At 37.9% G+C, this 18,971-nt stretch carries 18 protein-coding genes; 14 read left to right on the top strand and 4 right to left on the bottom strand.

Annotated features, from left to right (window positions below):
* The first annotated feature begins 87 nt into the window (after nucleotides 1-87).
* The 4 genes from ACXAD1_RS13770 (at nucleotide 88) to ACXAD1_RS13755 (ending at nucleotide 3,618) form a co-directional block, all read left to right on the top strand.
* Nucleotides 88-651, top strand: coding sequence for a TetR/AcrR family transcriptional regulator (locus ACXAD1_RS13770; RefSeq protein ID WP_370224634.1), 564 nt, complete (start codon nucleotides 88-90; stop codon nucleotides 649-651).
* A gap of 102 nt (nucleotides 652-753) precedes the next feature.
* Complete coding sequence (locus ACXAD1_RS13765) at nucleotides 754-1,641, top strand: M15 family metallopeptidase (protein ID WP_474911313.1); 888 nt, start codon at nucleotides 754-756, stop codon at nucleotides 1,639-1,641.
* Nucleotides 1,642-1,753: 112 nt separating this feature from the next.
* Complete coding sequence (locus tag ACXAD1_RS13760; RefSeq protein ID WP_206844903.1) at nucleotides 1,754-2,923, top strand: MFS transporter; 1,170 nt, start codon at nucleotides 1,754-1,756, stop codon at nucleotides 2,921-2,923.
* 230 nt (nucleotides 2,924-3,153) lie between these two features.
* Nucleotides 3,154-3,618, top strand: a complete 465-nt coding sequence (locus ACXAD1_RS13755) for a hypothetical protein (protein ID WP_206844818.1) — start codon at nucleotides 3,154-3,156, stop codon at nucleotides 3,616-3,618.
* 293 nt (nucleotides 3,619-3,911) lie between these two features.
* Here the strand turns inward: ACXAD1_RS13755 and ACXAD1_RS13750 are convergent, their stop codons facing one another.
* Nucleotides 3,912-4,871: a DUF3231 family protein gene (locus tag ACXAD1_RS13750; protein ID WP_474910347.1), complete on the bottom strand. Its 960-nt coding sequence runs from the start codon at nucleotides 4,869-4,871 to the stop codon at nucleotides 3,912-3,914.
* A 455-nt stretch (nucleotides 4,872-5,326) separates the two neighbouring features.
* Between ACXAD1_RS13750 and ACXAD1_RS13745 the strand changes: the two genes are divergently transcribed.
* The 3 genes from ACXAD1_RS13745 to ACXAD1_RS13735 are packed head-to-tail and all read left to right on the top strand — an operon-like array spanning nucleotide 5,327 to nucleotide 8,964.
* On the top strand, nucleotides 5,327-6,772 hold the full coding sequence (locus tag ACXAD1_RS13745; RefSeq protein ID WP_474910346.1) for a spore germination protein: 1,446 nt from the start codon (nucleotides 5,327-5,329) through the stop codon (nucleotides 6,770-6,772).
* A 10-nt stretch (nucleotides 6,773-6,782) separates the two neighbouring features.
* Complete coding sequence (locus ACXAD1_RS13740; RefSeq protein WP_474910345.1) at nucleotides 6,783-7,877, top strand: GerAB/ArcD/ProY family transporter; 1,095 nt, start codon at nucleotides 6,783-6,785, stop codon at nucleotides 7,875-7,877.
* Entirely contained in the window at nucleotides 7,867-8,964 is a 1,098-nt protein-coding gene (locus ACXAD1_RS13735; RefSeq protein ID WP_474910344.1) for a Ger(x)C family spore germination protein, read from the top strand. The genes ACXAD1_RS13740 and ACXAD1_RS13735 overlap by 11 nt, the downstream gene beginning before the upstream one ends.
* Nucleotides 8,965-9,246: 282 nt before the next feature.
* On the opposite strand, the gene ACXAD1_RS13730 is transcribed toward ACXAD1_RS13735, so the two are convergent.
* Nucleotides 9,247-10,086: an isocitrate lyase/PEP mutase family protein gene (locus tag ACXAD1_RS13730; protein WP_474910343.1), complete on the bottom strand. Its 840-nt coding sequence runs from the start codon at nucleotides 10,084-10,086 to the stop codon at nucleotides 9,247-9,249.
* 526 nt (nucleotides 10,087-10,612) lie between these two features.
* Between ACXAD1_RS13730 and ACXAD1_RS13725 the strand changes: the two genes are divergently transcribed.
* On the top strand, nucleotides 10,613-12,433 hold the full coding sequence (locus ACXAD1_RS13725; protein ID WP_474910342.1) for a LysM peptidoglycan-binding domain-containing protein: 1,821 nt from the start codon (nucleotides 10,613-10,615) through the stop codon (nucleotides 12,431-12,433).
* A gap of 310 nt (nucleotides 12,434-12,743) precedes the next feature.
* On the opposite strand, the gene ACXAD1_RS13720 is transcribed toward ACXAD1_RS13725, so the two are convergent.
* Nucleotides 12,744-13,247: a DinB family protein gene (locus tag ACXAD1_RS13720; RefSeq protein ID WP_474910341.1), complete on the bottom strand. Its 504-nt coding sequence runs from the start codon at nucleotides 13,245-13,247 to the stop codon at nucleotides 12,744-12,746.
* Between the two features lie 262 nt (nucleotides 13,248-13,509).
* On the opposite strand from ACXAD1_RS13720, the gene ACXAD1_RS13715 reads away from it, so the two are divergent.
* Nucleotides 13,510-14,574 carry a tetratricopeptide repeat protein gene (locus ACXAD1_RS13715; RefSeq protein ID WP_474910340.1) on the top strand — a complete coding sequence of 355 codons (1,065 nt, stop codon included), beginning with the start codon at nucleotides 13,510-13,512 and terminating at the stop codon, nucleotides 14,572-14,574.
* 117 nt (nucleotides 14,575-14,691) lie between these two features.
* Here ACXAD1_RS13715 and ACXAD1_RS13710 read toward each other — a convergent pair whose 3' ends face one another.
* On the bottom strand, nucleotides 14,692-15,735 hold the full coding sequence (locus tag ACXAD1_RS13710; RefSeq protein ID WP_474910339.1) for a GIY-YIG nuclease family protein: 1,044 nt from the start codon (nucleotides 15,733-15,735) through the stop codon (nucleotides 14,692-14,694).
* Between the two features lie 239 nt (nucleotides 15,736-15,974).
* Here ACXAD1_RS13710 and ACXAD1_RS13705 point away from each other — a divergent pair, with 239 nt between their 5' ends.
* The 5 genes from ACXAD1_RS13705 (at nucleotide 15,975) to ACXAD1_RS13685 (ending at nucleotide 18,880) form a co-directional block, all read left to right on the top strand.
* Nucleotides 15,975-16,346: a glycoside hydrolase family 30 beta sandwich domain-containing protein gene (locus ACXAD1_RS13705; RefSeq protein ID WP_474910338.1), complete on the top strand. Its 372-nt coding sequence runs from the start codon at nucleotides 15,975-15,977 to the stop codon at nucleotides 16,344-16,346.
* A gap of 830 nt (nucleotides 16,347-17,176) precedes the next feature.
* Nucleotides 17,177-17,629 (top strand): YaiI/YqxD family protein, encoded by a 453-nt coding sequence (locus tag ACXAD1_RS13700; RefSeq protein ID WP_474910337.1) that lies wholly within the window; start codon nucleotides 17,177-17,179, stop codon nucleotides 17,627-17,629.
* A gap of 30 nt (nucleotides 17,630-17,659) precedes the next feature.
* Complete coding sequence (locus ACXAD1_RS13695) at nucleotides 17,660-17,851, top strand: hypothetical protein (protein ID WP_048008527.1); 192 nt, start codon at nucleotides 17,660-17,662, stop codon at nucleotides 17,849-17,851.
* Nucleotides 17,852-18,091: 240 nt separating this feature from the next.
* Entirely contained in the window at nucleotides 18,092-18,682 is a 591-nt protein-coding gene (locus tag ACXAD1_RS13690; RefSeq protein ID WP_474910336.1) for a glycoside hydrolase family 30 protein, read from the top strand.
* A gap of 45 nt (nucleotides 18,683-18,727) precedes the next feature.
* Nucleotides 18,728-18,880: a glycoside hydrolase family 30 beta sandwich domain-containing protein gene (locus tag ACXAD1_RS13685; protein WP_474910335.1), complete on the top strand. Its 153-nt coding sequence runs from the start codon at nucleotides 18,728-18,730 to the stop codon at nucleotides 18,878-18,880.
* The last annotated feature ends 91 nt before the right edge of the window (nucleotides 18,881-18,971 follow it).

Here is an 18,971-nt window from a genome sequence, read left to right as displayed (position 1 = left end):
ACCTATCAAAGTAATTACGTTTTACGGGGTTCTTGACTTCGGATCCCTCATCTTGACACTTACCTATTAGTAAGTTACTATCGGGATATGGAAAACAGAAAAAAACAAATTGTAGACTTAGCCATTAAATTGATACAGCAAAAAGGGTATGTAGCCTTCAGCTATGATGACATTTCTAAACAGCTTGGAGTGACCAAAGCAAGTATTCACTATCACTTTGAGAAGAAGGAGGATTTAGGAGTCGCAGTTACAGAACGTATTTTATTGAAACTGCAGGAATCTTTAATGTTAATTAAAAATTCGCCGGCTTCTGCTGAAGAGAAAATGAAGCGGCTCATTCAGCAGCAAGCTCAAAGATTCGAGTGTACTGAAATCTGTCCTATTTCTTCGCTGCAGACGGATTATGAATCTTTGCCATCTGCTGTACAAGAAAAGATTGAGGAAGTCAGCAGACTGGAACTCAATGTAATGAAAGAATTAGTAGCGGAGGCACAAACGGCAAATATCATAAATAGCTCTGAAGATGTCCATCAAGTAGCGGTAACGATATTATCAAGTGTTAAAGGAGCTTTATTATACAGACGGGTTCTGGGTGATGATGTATTAGCCGAAGTACTAACTCAGTTAAATCGATTCTTAAAAAAACCGTAGAAACGGTTTTTTTAAAGAGAAATACTTACCTTCTAGTAAGTAAATAATATACTTCGTTTCTTAGGTTCGTTTAATCGTTGATAGAGGGGGTGACAGTAATTGATAAAGATCCTATTTTTTGCGGGAACACTATGCTTCCTTCTCTCTGGCTGCAGCCAGCTCGATCCATATATGGATAAAGTTAAGCCGCTAAAGGACAAAATTCCTTTTCTGAATGAGGAGAAAAGTTTGGAGGGCCATTCGGAGAAAGAAGCTGCTCCTCACGGAAATGAAGATGGTAAAGAAGATGCTTCACAGAACGAAGGCACCGAAAGCAAAAACGAAATGTCTGCCGAAATGGATCCCCTTTCATTGGAAGCTTCCTATTTCAATGAAGTAAAAGTGGTCAATGGCCGTAATGTCATTCAGAATCCCGGGAATGTACTGGTCCTTGTGAATAAACAATTCAGCCTGCCATATGGCTATGAACCGGAGCAATTGGTGATTCCTGAGGTTGCCTTTTCATTTGGAAAATTAGATTTGGAAAGAAGCTATATGCGCCAGGATGCTGCCAAAGCTCTGGAAAATCTTTTTGCAGGAGCATTAAATGAAGAAGTAGAGTTGTTTGCGGTTTCTGGCTATCGCTCTTATGCGCGGCAATCTCATGTTTTTGAAGCAGAGGTTAACAGAGTTGGGAAAGAAAAAGCTGTCCAAGCTGTTGCGATTCCAGGAAGCAGTGAACATCAGACAGGTCTATCGATGGATATCTCAAGCAGAAGCGCCAATTTGGAACTATCAGAGAAATTTGGAGAAACAAACGAAGGAAAGTGGCTGGCTGAAAATGCACACCGCTACGGCTTTATTCTCCGATTTCCCAAAGGAAAGGAAACCATCACTGGATACCAATATGAACCCTGGCATTTCCGCTATGTAGGTTCTGAGGCTGCCAAAGCAATTTATGAAAAGAAATGCACATTGGAAGAATACTTCAATATCGTTAAGAAAATATAAGGTATAAGCTTTTACTGGATTTAAAAAAATACAACTTACCTTCCAGTAAGTAATTTTTAATTTTATTTTGAAAAATTTATTATAGAAAGTGGGGATTTCAGCAGTGAAAAGAATGCTATTGGTATCTCTTTTGATGTCATGCGGTGCTACCTTTATTACCCCGTTATTCCCTTTATATAGTGAGGCTTACCGGCTGAACAGTCTGCAAATCACGATCTTGTTTGCCATATATGCTGCATTCCTATTGCCTGTTTTGTTTATTGCGGGAGAAAAAGGCAGCACGTGGGGATTAAAAAGGGTTGTTCGCTTCAGTATATGGATATCCATCGCATCTACCTTATTCTTCATGGCTGGCAATCATTCCTGGATGCTCTATGTTGCCAGATCATTGGAAGGAATCGCATACGGAGCCTTTACAGGTACAGCTGCTGCTTTTCTAATGAAGCAAACTCTTCCCAGCCAAATAGGTGCAGCTCTCAAATTATCAGGTGTTACGATTCTCATTGGTTTCGGGCTGGGACCAGCTATCGCGGGTTTGATCCTGCAATATATACATTTCCAGCCACTCCATTTGCCATTTTGGATTTTGCTCGTCCTGCTTATCATCTCACTAATTGTGCTGGAATCTATTCCTAAAGATGCTGTTTCCAGTGAACAAAAACGTGAAAAAACAAAGATATCGCTTGGAGTGCCAGACAATATTCGTTCTCCATTTATCTCAATGGCCGGATTGCCTATCTTCACAGTTTTTACAATTCAAGGAATCGCGTTTGCTCTTATTCCTAATTTCGTAAAGAATGTCATTCATACGTCCAACCTTGCTGTTTCAGGATTAATCATTTTCGTGCTTCTCAGTGGTGCAGCTTTGGCTCAGTTCATTCCTTGGCCAAGTCACCCCATTACACGTATGAGATTCGGCATCCTGCTTCTTGCGATTGGGTCATGGGTTATTGTTTCTTCTGGTTTAACATCAAGTTTGCCGCTGCTCTGGGCAGGCATTTTCATCCAGTCTATCGGGGGCGGATGGACTTTTCAAATTGCCTTGCGACTTGCCGGACAGTTACCGGAGCCCAAAGAGCGGGCACGAGTCATTTCTGCATTTTACTTGTGCGCATATTCTGGATTTATTGTTCCAGTAATTGGAGTCGGAGCGCTTACCCAATTTTACAGTTTGAACCATTCGCTGATCGTTCTGAACCTGTTTGCTGCATTTATTGTTATATATGTGCTGCTGTATTCCGTCAGATATAATCGCACATATTCGGACATGATAAAACCCTAAGCTCTTCCAACCTAATCAAGAGTGCATTAAAATCCCAGCTGCCGATTCGGCAGCTTTTTTTCTGCTATTAAAAGGAGTTTAGTTTGAGAAGAGTGCTTACATAATAATAAGTGTGATGCTGAGTAATATTAATTGATATCTTCAGGAGATGGCAATTAGTTTGCTGCTCTTTAAAAGGGGATTACAGGAAGAGAACACCTATAAGAAACATGGTAAGGGGCTTGAATAGAATGGCGACATCTATAGAAAGGCTATTATGGAGTATTGCACTTCCCGGTTTTGGGCAATTTTTAAATGGAAAACTGATAAAGGGATTGGTTATTGTATTTTTAGAGTTCCTTATCAATGTACAAGCGAATTTCAATGGGGTCATTATTTCAAGTTTTCATGGAGATATTGAGAAGGCAATAGCAGAAACCGATTATTTGTGGCTGATGTTTTATCCTTGTTTGTATTTCTTTGCGATGTGGGATTCTTTTAAAGATGCAGGAGGAGGGAAAAACAGTTATTCTTTTCTTCCGTTTGTGTCTTCAGCTTACTTTGTTACGGTGGGGTGTATATATTCCTCTACCTTTAAGCTTTTTGGGGTATTATTAGGGCCAATTTGGCTTCCAATATTGTGTGTAATACCAGGTGTCAGTGTGGGTGTTATTTTAATGAAGATAATAAGGAAAAAAAACATTGAATACTTTTAAAGAAGGAAGCACTTATTGTTAAGCTCTGTAATGATGACATGTCATATATTTATAGGTAATACAATATAAGGAAAAGATTATCAATTTTAAAAAGAGGTGCTGACCCCAGCTGTGTAAAGGGGCAGGCACCTTTTTTTAATACAAGATCCTTTTTAGAAAACATGGACTCGTGGTATTTAGATATTTTTTGCTCTGCTAAAAGAACATATAATTGATACCATTTTTTGATTGTTACCATCTCTAAAGTATGTGCCGAGAAGTAATCATTTCTTGTTTAACACCTGGCGCGATCTCTATTTATGTGACCAATTAGAAACAGGTGGTTCATTAAACCAATTTTTCCTTATTAATAACTTCAGCCCTTTCTCTGAGTAGTTTTCAATCATCCTGATTAGTTCCTTTAAAGAATCTATATGATCTTTTTTATAACTGGATACAATTGCAGTTTGCAGGTTGATTATACTGACTGGATTTAAGAACATTATTAAATTTGCCATTAATTTATCCGAAAAAGGGGATTCCTTTACTTTATTAACGTGAGCCTCTAGGCCAGTTGTAGTTGGAATTCCATTTTCTCTATAGATATCGGATAATGAGGCTGATTGATGAAATGCTAACTTCTTTCCTTCTAGTATAAATTTCTTTGTGTCCATATCCTCTGCAACTTCAGAAAAACCGGTGCAAAGAGCAACTCCAACATTGTTACATTGAACTGAACTGAACATATTTGCCAGTTCTACTGCATTAAGAGGACGTTGCTGAGTTGATGCAACTTTGAATAGTTTCCCATCTCTTTCATCTGCCTTTTTGTAAGAGAAGGAATTATTTTGTAAAAGATCTTTATCTTTAAGTAACTTTAATAAAGAAAAATCTATTTGAATGACATTATTGAGCAGTTTTTGATAAAATTCTTTTACTTTATAATCTGTTAACTCAACATATTGAACAGTAAGCGCTCGCAATCCGTTACTCGCTATATGTTTTAAAATTTCTAGAATTAATTGGTCAGAAAATAGCTTTGTTGTTGAACTGTATAGATCATCGTCCTTGAAGAAAGGTGTATCTTTATATCCCTCCTTAGACAATAATTGACCAGATTCTTGTTCTTGATATGTAGAGATTTCGTATATTTCATTTAAAATATTTCTTACATCAGTATCTTCAGCAGTTTTACTTAGATATTTTAATAATAAATTGATCATGTTTGAACTTGATTGTAAATACCATAGGAAACCTAATTCATTTACGTTCATGTTATACCCCCTAAAGATCCCATTTCTTTTTTTTAGTTTGTCATTTAAAATTCTTGATTATTCACATAACAGTATTTCTTCTTATTTGCATATAAAGTCTCCCTGTGAAGGGCTATCCCAATTAAACAAGTAAAAAAATGCAGCCCTGTAATAGTAAGGGCTGCATTTTTTTATAAAAAAGTCTCGTTGTTCGAATAGGAAGAATTTAATGTTATCGTTCAGGTGGTGAACGAATCATTTATAGGTTTCCATCATCAAAGAAGGACAAAGCAGAAACGAAAATCTAGTGGAATCAGGATTCGGCCGAACTTTATGTGGTGTAGGTCCCAGTTTTAGATGATTCAAATTCTTGAAAAATGAATTAGTCAATAAAGTTTGTAAAAATGTCTCCATACATATTAAAAAAATTAATGGTAAACAATAGAAGAAATATGGGGTAAAAGGAGGGAACATGAATGAGGCGTTTTCGATCAATTGTCAAAAATGAAAAAACAATTTCAGAAGCAACATATGAAAAAACACTTAAAGAATTAGGGAATTGTTTTGACCTTGTTCATCGTTCATTTCATCAGGATGAAATTCACATTATTTATTTAAACTCATTAGTAGATTCCAACACATTAGAGTGGGAAATCCTTTCACCCTTAAGAGAAATGTCATTCAATAATTTAGAAAAATCTTTTCAACAATCACTGTTTAAACGAGAAAGTAATCTAGAAGATGTGATAAATGGAATATTAGATGGCAATGTGGCTATGTTCGCTGGAGAGAATACTTATTTAATAAATGTATCTGGAGTCGAGAAACGTTCCATTTCACAATCTGAAACTGAAACAGTAATAAATGGGCCTCATGATTCATTTAATGAGGCATTAAATACGAACGTTTCGTTGATTAGAAGAAGAGTTAGAAGTTCTCGATTAAAAATGATTGAGTTATCTGTTGGGAAAATTTCAAAAACAAAAGTTCTTTTGGTCTATATTGAGGGTATTGCAAAAATGGAATTTGTGAATCATCTAAAAGAAAGGATTCAATCAGTTAAGGTTGATTCCCTAACGGACTCCAATATTTTGATTCAAATAATTGATGATCATCAACTTTCACCATTTCCACAATTTTATACAACTGAAAGGCCAGATATAGCTGTGACAAAACTATACGCTGGAAAGATAATCGGACTTGTCAATGATAGTCCAAACATTTTTTGTACTCCTTCCAGTTTCTTTGATTTTTTTGAGTCACCAGATGACTATAATCAGCGTTGGATTATCGGAACAGGGGTTAGGATTCTTCGATACCTGGCTTTATTTATAACATTAATACTCACAGCTTTTTATGTTTCTATAAGTACATATCATTACGAAATGATTCCACAATCCCTGCTTCAAAGCATTATGCAGTCTAGAAGTAGAGTACCTTTTCCGCCTATCGTTGAAGCTATATTTTTAGAAATTGTCATTGAACTGCTAAGGGAGGCGGGTGCGAGACTGCCTACCAAAATTGGTCAAACAATTGGAATTGTAGGAGGTATTGTAATTGGACAAGCAGCTGTTGAAGCTGGAATTACAAGTAATATCTTAATAATAGTTGTAGCTGTATCCGCCATTGCTTCATTCATAGTCCCGAGTTATATTATGAGTGCTTCCATTAGAATCGTTCGGTTCCTATTTATTTTAGTGGCAGGTCTTTTGGGTAATATTGGGATTTTTTTCGCCTTCGGAATATTAATCGTCCACTTAACCGGGTTAACAAATTTATCTTCACCTTATTTTATGCCGATTTCTCCTACCTTTTTCAAAGATTGGATGGATAGTATTGTGAGAGGGCCTTTTTACAAAATAAAGAAGGGGCAACTTGCACAATCTTTGACTCAAAACGATAGTGAAAAAGAGAGGAATTAAAGGTGATAATATGAAGGAACGACTCCATCCATTTCAACTATCTATACTAATCATGATGATTCAAAATGGTCTCGTCTTGTATAGTTTACCTCAAATAACTGCCGAATACTTCGGAACAAATGGCTGGTTAAGTATTATTTTCATTTTCGTCCTCGTTAATATTAATCTTATGATGATTGCACTCATTTATAAACTTGGTAAAGGCAGATCAATTTTTGAAATCATTGAGGCTTCGGTTCCCAAATGGGTAATGGTGCCCGTTTATTTGTTTATCATTTGTGTTTGGATTGGAATAGCAAGCATGATTATGAGTGAATATATCTTCATATTCAAATTGATGTTTCTTCCAGCTTTTCCTGACTCACTTTTAATCATTTTATTTACTATTATTAGTTTTCAATTATTAAGAGGTGGAATCTACAAGATAGCTAAAGCAACTGTAGTTTTATTCTTCTTCGTGGAGCTGATGATTTTTTTAGTTTTTTATCTTTTTCCAGAATTTGAATTTGCACGTTTTACTACTTTCTTTTTTAAAGGAGAAACGGATTATTTCAAGGGTGCCCTTCATCTTTATTCAGCTTTTTTGGGTATTGAAGTTTCCATTCTTTTTTTCCCGATGGTTGAAAAAAAATGGACAAAAGCTCTTTTTATTGGAAATTTTATATCCACGGCAATCTATTTAATTATTCTCTTTTTAAGCTATGGCTTTTTTAGCTTTGATCAAATTTTAAATGATAAATACCCAGTTATGACTTTGTTTGAATATACAGAAGTTCCTTTCCTTACACGAGCCGAAAATCTCTGCTTTTGCGTTTTTGCTTTCAAGGTATTATCAACAATTGTAATCTATTACTGGGGAGCTCAGCAAATTTTTGGAAATATTATTAAAAGTATTAAGCCTGATTTTTGGATATTCATAATACTAGCAAGTGGGTTTATCCTTGCATTGGCCCCAGATTCCGTGGTGGATGTCGAAAAGTGGTTAATGTGGCTGAGTAATTTTGCGATTGGTATAGCTTGGGCATTACCCAGCTTTGTGCTATGCATCCTTTTTATTCAAATCCTTATAAACCGTTTTAATAGGGAGACAGATCATGCAAAATAAAATTACTGTATTGATCGCGATATGTATTTTGTTCTTAACAGGTTGTGGAACAAGTAATATTATTGAAGATTTAGGAATTATTCAATCTGTTGCTTTCGATATGTCTGAAAGTAAAGAAAATCCAATAAAAACAACTGTCCTATTTCCCACTGTTACTAAAGAAGGAACGTTTGATATTCAGACTCTAACTGCTAATGGAAAATCAACACATGACACCTTCATCAAACTTCAAAATTTAACAAATTTAAAGTTAGTTAGAGGGCAGAATACGATTCTTTTTGGGGAGGAACTCTCCAAAAAAGGACTTATGAATGTTGTTGAGACGTTTGAAAGGGATCCAGAATTCGGAGCTAGAGTAAAATTTGCTATCGTGGAGGGAAAAGGAGAAGATCTTCTTAAAAAAAAGATACCCTCTATTAAAGATAATGCTGAATATCTTTATACGTTCATCGAGAAATTAGGCAATCAAAATAAAGTGTTAAATACGAATAAATATCGTTTTTTAAGAGATTATTACGACGACGGTATCGATCCGGTTTTACCGGTTTTTTCATCTGAAGGCGAGAACATTGAATTTAAAGGATTGGGTACTTTTAAAGGAGATCAATATGTTACATTCCTAAATTTAAGTGAAACACAGATCCTAAATTTATTAAGTGAAGACATCAAAGATGGCAAATTAATGATAAGTATTAATAAAGAAGAGTCAGGTGAAAATTTTCAGCTTTTTTTAAGCAGTATCAATTCTGAAATTGATAATAAAGTGAATACAGGAAATATGTCAGTCGAAATTATCCTGGATTTAAAAGGAAGCGTCCTTGAATACACAGGTACAATGGATTTAAGCGAAGAAAAGCATCAAAGACAATTGGAAAAACAGGTTGAACAATATTTAGTAACCAATTCAAAAAAGTTGTTAATCAAATTACAGGAATATCAGACAGATCCTATTGGAATAGGAACGCTTGTACGTAATAGTATGTCGTATGAAAGATGGAACAAGATGAAATGGGATGAAATTTACTCAAATTTAGATGTTAAGGTTAAAGTGAAAGTAGATCTGATTAATACAGGAAAATCAAAATAAATTTAGGAATGCCAGGTTGTGAAGACATTCTATTTAGTTATGATACATGACTTTTCATTAATAAACCTTTCTTTACTTTTTCATTATTGTTATTCCAGTATTCATTATTAAGCGGCGCGACTGTAGGGTAATTATGTATCATTAATTACTGCAAAGTTGTGCATTTTTGATGAAAGGGGAACTCTTAACTAGAATTTCCCTTCCATCCATAATAAAGAAGATTCTAACTGGGCAACTTTACTCAAAAATTTAATCGATGTTTTCTAACGATTCATCATTAATTTATTGTATGAATTCAGTTAACCTCCTATAAGAAAGAACATCGCCATTTGTCATTTGATGAAAGGTCTGGTTGTTTACAATCTCTTCACCGATAGACCGTAAATAGGTTAAGGTCGCTCTAAATGGGCCGGATCCACAGCTAAGCCTTTCAATTCCGATCTCAGATAACTCCGATAAAGAAGGCATCTCTGGGTCAACCAATAAGTTGATCGGACAAGAAATTTCCTCTCTAATCTTCTTAATAATCTTCCTATTAGTTAAGCCAGGAATGAAAATGCAATCTGCCCCTGCATCCTGATACGATTTTGCCCGCTTTACAGCTTCCTGTAAACGAATTGAGGAATCTCCAATATTTAACCAATATAGATCTGTTCGTGCATTGATAAATAAGGTCATATTTCTGGATTCCGAAAATTCTTTGATCGCTGCTATTTTTTCCACTTGTGATGAAATTTCAAAAATAGGCCGGTTAGGGTCACCTGTACCGTCCTCCAGATTTATCCCGATAGCTCCAGCAGCAGTTACTGCTTTTACTGTCTCTAAAACCTCTTCAACTGTCCGTCCATAACCTGCCTCAATGTCTGCACTCACAGGAACATTTACTGATTTGGCGATGTTTTCAATCGTTTCAACCATTTTGCTAAGCGGTATACTTTGCCCATCCAAATACCCCAAAGAAGCAGCAATGCCTGCACTTGTTGTTCCAATTGCTTTAAAGCCGCATTCTTCAAACATTTTTGCACTGATTACATCCCATGCGTTTGGCAAAACAAAGGTTGATGCTTGCTGGTGTAAGCGGTGAAAGGTTTCTGCCTTAAATGATTGTTCTTTGCTATTCATAAAATTAAGCTCCTATTCTTCATTTGGATTAAGTTTCTTTTTGCTTCATTTCTATTATAAGAGCTAAATAATTCGATTTACATCGAAATATGGAATGCATATTGTTTTCTCAAATGAAGTTACAGGGGATGCCCTCTTAATGATGATCGGAGGGTTCGAAATCCAGGATGGAGCCTTTACATGATCGGGGTTCATCGAATCCATCGAATTCTTGAGACATTATCTTTCAGAGCTTGCGATGACGAAGAGGAGAGGGCTTCTTAGTAAGAGGCCTTCCCATTTGAAGGTTTTTTATCTTTTTACCACAATTTTTTTCGCTAATAATGATTCCTTCAAGCTTTTCTTGAATCGAATCATGCTATACAGATTTGTAATAGAGCTATGTATATAGGAATTAAATTTCTTTTTTATCTAATTCTTCTTCATTTGTACTGAACCTCGCACTTTCGATTGAATAGAATATGGGCAGATAGTGTGTGCGCATTTAATTCCTCAATGGAAATTTATTCTTTGGGAAGTGAAGATCATGCAAATTTTTTATACAGTACGTTCAGGTGATACGCTGTACGGGATTTCCAGGAGATGGGAAATCCCGGCCGATTCCCTTATTGCGGCAAATAATTTGAAGTCCCCTTACACGATTTATATAGGACAGCAGCTGTCCGTTCCACCTGGGGTTGATGCTGTGCGTGTTAGGCAAGGAGATTCAGTGTATCGAATTTCACAATTTTACAAAGTTCCGCCTTCAGTTATCATAGAGGCGAATCAGCTTCAGCCACCCTATGTCATTCAGGCCGGTCAATTATTAAAGGTTCCTCCAGGTGTTCCATATTATATCGTCCAGCCAGGGGATACACTTTATCGGCTTGCAATGCGTTTTAATGTCATTACGAATGGGGAGCCAAATTTTGAGCTTATTCGGATTGTAAACCAGCTTCCATCCTCGCAGCTATTTCCCGGAATGAAGTTAAGGATTCCATACGCCCCTCCTGGTGGCCAAGGCCTGATTGCCTATACTGCTGATCGGGGAGGGCAATATGATATTTGGTTATATAATCCCCGGACAGGAGAGAACGCGCAGCTCACCAGTGGATTGGGTGACTCTTTTTCAAGTCCAGAATGGTCACCTAATAGCAGGAGAATTGCGTTTATTGGAAAGAACAGAATTATATATGTTGTGGATGTGGCATCTGGTTCGATCGCTCAAATCGACCAGATGGAAGAAGGTGCTGAATTCAAATTGGATTGGTCGCCTGACAGCAGCCAAATTGCTTATACGAAGCAAGGTCGCATTATCATGTACAACGTTCTGTCTCATCAAGCGCAAAGCATTCAACAACCTGACTCAACAGATGTTCAATGGTTTCCGAATGGCAGGGAACTGTTATTCCAGGCACCGGATGCATCAGGAATTAGTCAGCTTTACCGAATTCAAACCGACGGAACTGGGAAACAGCAAATTACACGTAACACAGGAGGGCGGCTTAATAATGCCCAGCTATCACCCGACGGAAGCTTTGTTCTTTATACAACACCAGGTGTCAGCATCTCCATCATTCACACCATCGAGCTTTCAACAGGCAATGTGGTTGAAGTAAAAGGCGGGCCTCTTGCAAAAAATTATTATCCGACATGGTCACCTGATTCTTTGAAAATTGCCTATAGCGCTACCGCCTTTGAAGATCGCGGGTATTTTTCACAAGTTCGAACGGTGGGGAGGCGAGGAGAAGAGGATCGAATTTGGGCTATTTCCAATTGTTTTGCATCGCCTGTCACGTGGTCAACAGACGGAACAAAAATAGCCTATCTTAGTGGATGCAAGGAACAGGAATTTGCAAGTGAAATGTGGGCTATCGACCTCCATCACCCCGTCCCGATACGGCTAATTGCAGGAGTTAACATTCAGTCACTTCAATGGTCTCCAACTGCCATATTGGATGGCACCCAAAAGAACACATATACGAACACTGCCTACAAGGTTCGTTTCCAATATCCGTCAAACTGGCGGAAAGTGAACGAGGAAAGATACGAAGGTGCTGACGGCTTTTTTCAAATATCAGCGATTTCAGCAGGTGAAAACTTAGATGAGGTGTGCCATGGAGAAGCTTTCCATCCATTAAGGCCCTATGGATCCATGCCAAGCATCTTGAAGGCTCGAATTCAAAACCAGGAAGCCTGCTGCATTTTCCCCTCTGCCGACCAGCCAGCAGAAATGCTGAATCAATCAGCTTTAATTGTAAGGTATCCAACTCCCATTACAATCCAAGGTGAAACTTACAATTACTTCATCTTATGGGCAGACCAGCCGCATTTGAAGGAAATAGCTTTAAGTTTAATCTTTTTATAAACATGTGGGCCTGTCCTTCGGTTCGTTAAAGTATTAGCGTACTGTAGAGGCTAGGCTCTTTTTTTTGTCCTATTGATGGCGCTGCCCTAAAGATCTTATACCATTTTGAAAGATGGACAATTACCCTCGGGTTCTTATATATATTGGCGCTGCTTAGATTTTCTTCTGGTTTAACAGAATTTATTAATAAGGTCATTTGAAAAAAGGGGAGGAAGGAGAAGGAGAAAAGGGAAATAGAGAGGGCTGGTTAGGGTAGCCTTTTATCTAGAAACTAAGAAAAACGCCCGGCAATCTCCGAGCGTTTTCCTCTTTATAGCGGCGGATTCGTGACACCTAAATTAACCCAATCTTCTTTTGGCGGACCATACACCCCAAAAGGCTTTAATCCTGCCTGGCGGATGAGAATGGTTAATTGCCCACGATGATGCACAATGTGTTTGATTAATCCCATCAAAATTTGAGCATTGGTTTCTTCTCTTCCAAAAGCAATCTGTGTTTGGCTCAATGAGTCATCTGTCCATTGCTGATTAATGGCCAGAGCTGCTTCCTCACTCAGCTTTTTAAATGTATCCGCAATTACTTTTGCCGAAGCGGGGACATTTTCTTCATTTACAGCCTTTTCTATTTTTAACCCGAAATGAGCTAAATAATCTGGAATACTTGCTGTTAAATGCCAGGCAATTCTCCCTAAGGTGCGTCCTTCCGGGTAAACCTGCTGCTGTAAAGAGTCATCTGTTAATCCGTCCAAAACCTTTTGCGTCAGCATTGCCTCTCGATTCCATTCATTAATAAAGTCTGAAATGGTTACGTACATCAATCGTTTCCTCCGTTCTTTGGATATTTTAGGTAAAGTATAAAACATTTGTTCGCTTTTTTCAAGTTCAAGTAAATTTTGGTGATTTAAAAATAGTTTAGCGAGCATTTAAGGGATAAGATTTGCTACAAAAAATTCATATTTCATTCGACAATATTCGCGCGAAACGGAGAGGTGAATCCTATATAGTTGTAAGTGTTCTTCATACATAATAGAAGTTGGAGTCAATATTGATACCTTTTAAAAGAAATGAGGTGTAGGGATGAGGACTTTAAAGATAAAAGACTTAACCCTGGACGAGCTGGAGCTGCTTGAACAGGATCTTCACGAAAACGGAGAAAAAAGCGATTATGGCTTTTACATGCAGCTGGTGATCGTCTATGAAACAATGTATAAAAAGCTTAAAAGTTTAGCGAGAAATAATGGACCACATTATGACCATTCCCTTCAGCATACTAAAAATGTTTTAATATCCCATCTTATTAAATTCGGTCCCTACATAAAAATGAATCACTTCAAGGATGACGGTGATGCTGTAGAGTCACTGATCAAGGCCATCAATCTGGAGAAAAAGCTCCCAATTGCATACTATCGTTTGGGCTTCTTGGCTTATAAGCATGGAAAGTACGGTTCGGCTGTCCGCTATTTTCAGCAGTCACTGGATAAATATCTGGTGGGTGATCCAAGCTACGCCCTTAATCAGCAGCAGGAATTCCACGCCCATATGTATCTCGCCAACAGCGCTTTATACGTTGCCAGCCAGACCTATGAAACGATGGGAAATCTCCCATATTTGCCGGTGGAGCAGCTGCCGAGTCCAGAGCTGTCACCATTATTTGAAACATTGTCATCGAATGAAAAATACTTACAGAACCAAGCGTTCTACAAAATCACAAAAAATAATACCGAAACATGTTCAAAGGAAGCATGTGAAGATCACTATGAAAATAGTGAACAAAATGAACTGGTCCTGTACTTTAATGACCGTGAAAATATTCTCTTATTTAATGGAGAGGAAGTCATTATCACTCCAACCCAGGCAAACATGATCAGACACTTCCTGCTGTCCTCCAGCAAGGATAATCCATGCACGAGAATCAGCATGCGTGATTTCTATGGCAGAACAGGCACCGATGGAGAGGTGAAAAAGAACACCTTTATCAAATCTATTGAAAGACTGCAAGGAGCTTTAAGTTCAATAGATATACCTGAGATTATTGATGTAACTCAAAACAGGGGGGAGACTGCTTATTATTTTAATGAGTCGGTCCCTTTTACTGTATTGTTTAGGGTGGATGAGGCATTTGCTAATGAGTATGTGAACTGAAAAAGTACGAATGAGGAGCCTAATCAGCGGTTTTTTAGCTGCTGATTAGGCTCCTTTGCACGGAATGCCTGTCACAGCTTTATCTTACATGAATAGAAGCGCAATAAGAACAGCCCCTTATTCATTATAAATAGGGGGCTGTAAGTGTTGAGGGTTATTTAGTAAATTCTTTATTGGCAGATCCAGGGTGGAATGATTCTCATGTTCCAGCCAGTTTTCTGGAATGATGATATAAGAGCAGCTGCCGCTATGTAAATAGCGGTAAATAATATGCGCTGCATCGATTTCATTTCTGCTAACGTCTCCGGCCGCATTTGATTCATCATTTTTAAAATAAGCTAAAATGTTCGTTTTTATTTTTTCCTCAATGTTGCCTGATGCAGCATAGTTGTGACTGAACAGAATATCCGTCCTTTTAATAAGGAAAAGTTTAATCGTAGAATCTGTTAATCTTTCGATCGCGACGATATTATGATTTTCTTCGGTGAATTCGATCACTCTTTCTTTTCTTAACAGGGAGCTTACTGCTTGTATATGATCCCGATAAGCGGAGGCCGCTTCAAAATCAAATGTTTCAGAGGCGTTCAACATCATTTGATTCATGTCCTCCAGAATACTCATGTCCGTGCATTTCAGAAAACCGATAAACCTGTCCAGAATGTAATTGTACTGCTGTTCCGCAGGCCCCCCAAGACACCGGCCAAGGCATGAGCCTAAGGAATAATTCAGGCAGGCAGAGTTCTTTCCATTGGGATTGCTGCAGTTTAATTTAAAGCATTCTTTTAAGCCCCGGAGAGCTCTTTCCACATTGCTTCGGCTTGTAAAAGGGCCAAAATAAACCTTGCCGTCATTCTCAATGGGATTATAGGCAATATCAATCTTACGGTGTTTGCCGATGAGGCTGATCGAGATATAAATGAATGACTGCGGACTCTTCATCATTCGATTATATAGCGGCTTAATGCTTTTAATTAATTGGCATTCAAGCATAAAAGCCTCGAATTCGGTATCTGTCAGGATATAGTCAAAATCCCTTAAGTGTTTGACCAGCTTTTTAATCTTGGGAGAATGCTGTGTAGAGTTCCGGAAATAAGACTGAACCCGATTCTTAAGATTCTTCGCCTTCCCCACATACAGAATTTGACCCTGCGAATCCTTCATCAGATATAAGCCTGGAGTTAAGGGCAGGTTTTTCACCTTGTCTGGGAGATTAATGGACATTCATTCCTTTACTAGAGTATATATTTAGTATTTTATCATGGGATGGGATTTGGCAGCTATTTCTCTGACTTAGGTTTTGGCATGAATATGTACTGCTTGTGAAGGCATGAATTTGAAAACTTAGTTAGTCAATTGCAACCGGCGGCCGTCAGGCAGGAGAATGGCATACCGGGAAAGCGGTGAACAATCACCTTGAAGCATGGATTGACTGGAATCTCGTGCTGAATGAAGAAGGCGGACCGAACCATGTGTGGAATTATTGTGATGCGCCAGTGATTGTGGATACGAAGAAGGATGAGGTTCACTATAACAGCTCCTACTATTATATTGGGCATTTCAGCAAGTTCATTAAGCCTGGAGCCAGGCGAATTGGCAGCCAGGCAACGAATAACCGCCTATTGGCCACCGCCTTTGGGAATATCAATGGTGAAACGGTGGCGGTTTTGATGAATGGGAATGACAGAGAAGAAGAAGTATCTATATCCCTTAGGGGTAAAAGTATGATGCTGGTTCTTCAGGAGCATTCTATTGCGAGGGTTATTATTCATTGATTGAATGGAAGGGCATGACCCCGGCTATTTAAATAAGTTGCAGATTGGATTTCTATTTTTTCGGGGACCCTTAAGACAATAAACGTTAAAAACACCCTTTTGCAGGGTGTTTTTAATTATGGGTTATTCCTAAGAGTAAGGGCCTGATCCCGGCTGTTTAAAAGCAGACAGGCCCCTCTTTTCTTTATAGTAAAAAAATAAATTCCTTTTTAGTAGATCTGGTAATTCACACTTTAAACAGCTAGTAAAGTAGGGGTGCTAGTGAATACAAGTTGAGTAAGCTAAAAAAGCAAAAGATAGTTTGGTAAAAAATGTGCCTTCAGCTAGGAAAATGACTTATACAAAACATAGATATTTATATAACAAAAATTAAAGTGTTATGTTTTCAGTTCACCTATACTTGTTTAATTATACAGGTATTTGGTTTTTTCCCATAATACTAGGTGGTCTCCCATATCTGCAAATTGAATAAACAATATTGTTATTGTGGTAAATGATGTCTTTTGTTGTATAAAAAGGATAGATGTATACAGGTGATCATCCTGTTCATTTATCCTTTTTCTTTTACACCTATAAAATGTGTGACTTTCTAATCAAGTATTTAGTTCTAAGGTATCCTAGAGATTTAATATAAGCAGATGATTTAGCTACCTATTTTGTAGGCCATTGAACGACCATTTGCCAACAAAATTCTATAAAGTATAATATGAGGATAGAAAAATACAGCAAAAGGAAGAACTCTTGATTATTTTTAAACAAAAGTCACCAGTCTCTTTAATTGAAAAAGATTAAGTTAAATAGTAAGTCGAACTTCTTAACAGGAGGGAAAGATGAAAATTTATGTGGATGCAGATGCTTGTCCGGTGAAAGATATTATTATTGCAGAAGCAAGGGGTTTTGAAATTCCGGTTATCCTTGTTACAAGCTTTTCTCATTTTTCTAATGCAGAACAGCCATCAGGAGTGAAAACCATTTATGTTGATTCTGGAGCAGATGCTGCAGATTATCGGATTGTGAAGTTAGTGGAAAAAGGAGATATTATCGTGACGCAAGATTATGGTCTTGCGTCACTAGGTTTAGCAAAAGGAATTATCGTCCTCCACCATAAAGGATTTAGATATACAAATGAAAATATTGACCAATTATTACAAACACGTTATTTAAGTGCAATGGCTAGAAAAAGCGGACAGCGAACGAAGGGACCAAAGCCTTTTACAGCAGAAGACCGGGAGCAATTTAGGGATCTTTTTAAACAGGTTATTTCACGTAAAAATTTAAGCTAAACTCAGAGATTCAGAAAGGAGCTAAATATTTTGAAGTATTTAAAATCGCAAATGCAACAACTAATTAAGGAAAACAAAGAACTCCATACACGCTTTAAAGAACTGAAAGCTGAGCATGGTCTTGAGAAAAACAATGCCCTCAAGGCCTTGTACCATTCAGAAGTTGCGGATGGAGGAAAGTATCAGGTAGCTTACCAAGCACTTGATCAGCCCAAAAAGTAGACTCTTATATCTAATTATACTTACTAAAAATTCTGTTATAAATGCTGGATGGTTATAAGTGGATTAAGTTAGTGACCAAATTATGAAGTGGGTTGCTACGCAGTACAACGATACTGCGTATTCGAACGACATATAATTGTTCTCTTTGTAGAAGAATGTACTTATTAACGAGGGCTTGAGTTTAATAAATAGTAATCTTGAATCACAGAGGGACGGTATTATTCGAAATACATAGCGGCGATGGAAGAGAAAGGGGTACCCATTTGGGGAATCACCATTCAGAACGAACCGGAAGCCAGGCAGGTCTGGGACTCCTGTCTTTATACAGGTGAAGAAGAGCGGGATTTCATCAAAAACCATCTTGGTCCATACCTCGAGAAAAATGACCATGGGGATGTGAAGATTATCATCTGGGATCATAACCATGATGTCATTTTCGAAAGCGCCCAAGCCGTCCTGTCCGATCCAGAGGCTGCTAAATATGTGTGGGGAAAGGGAGTCCATTGGTATGTGTCTGAGGAATTTGAGAATCTCTCCAGGGTTCAAGATACATTCCCTGACAAGCACTTAATTTTCACAGAAGGGTGCATCGAAGGCGGCTCTCAAGTAGGCGAATGGCATACGGGAGAGCGGTATGGCCGTAACATCATCGGCGACTTGAACAATCACCTTGAAGCATGGATCGACTGGAATCTCGTCCTGAATGAAGAAGGCGGACCGAATCATGTGGGGAATTATTGCGATGCGCCAGTAATTGTGGATACGAAGAAGGATGAGGTTCACTACAATAGCTCCTACTATTATCTTGGGCATTTCAGCAAGTTCATTTAGCCAGGAGCCAGTCGAATTAGCACCCAGGCATCGAATAACCGCATATTGGCCACCGCCTTTGAAAATATTAATGGTGAAACGGTGGCGGTTATGATGAATGAGAATGATAGCATAGAAGAAGTGTCTCTATCCCTTGGTGGGGATAGTATGATGCTGGTTCTTCCGGAGCGTTCTATAGCGACGGTTATTATTCTTTAATAGGAGAACAGCCCTGATTGGGGGCTGTTTTTTTGTATATTGTGTAAGACTTGTAAGCATGTATCAGGTGCTTTTTCTTAATACAATTTTG

Source organism: Cytobacillus sp. ABV4_503, assembly GCF_056158445.1.
The sequence above is the reverse complement of the archived record's forward strand: the minus strand, read 5'-3'. Positions and strand labels throughout refer to the sequence as shown.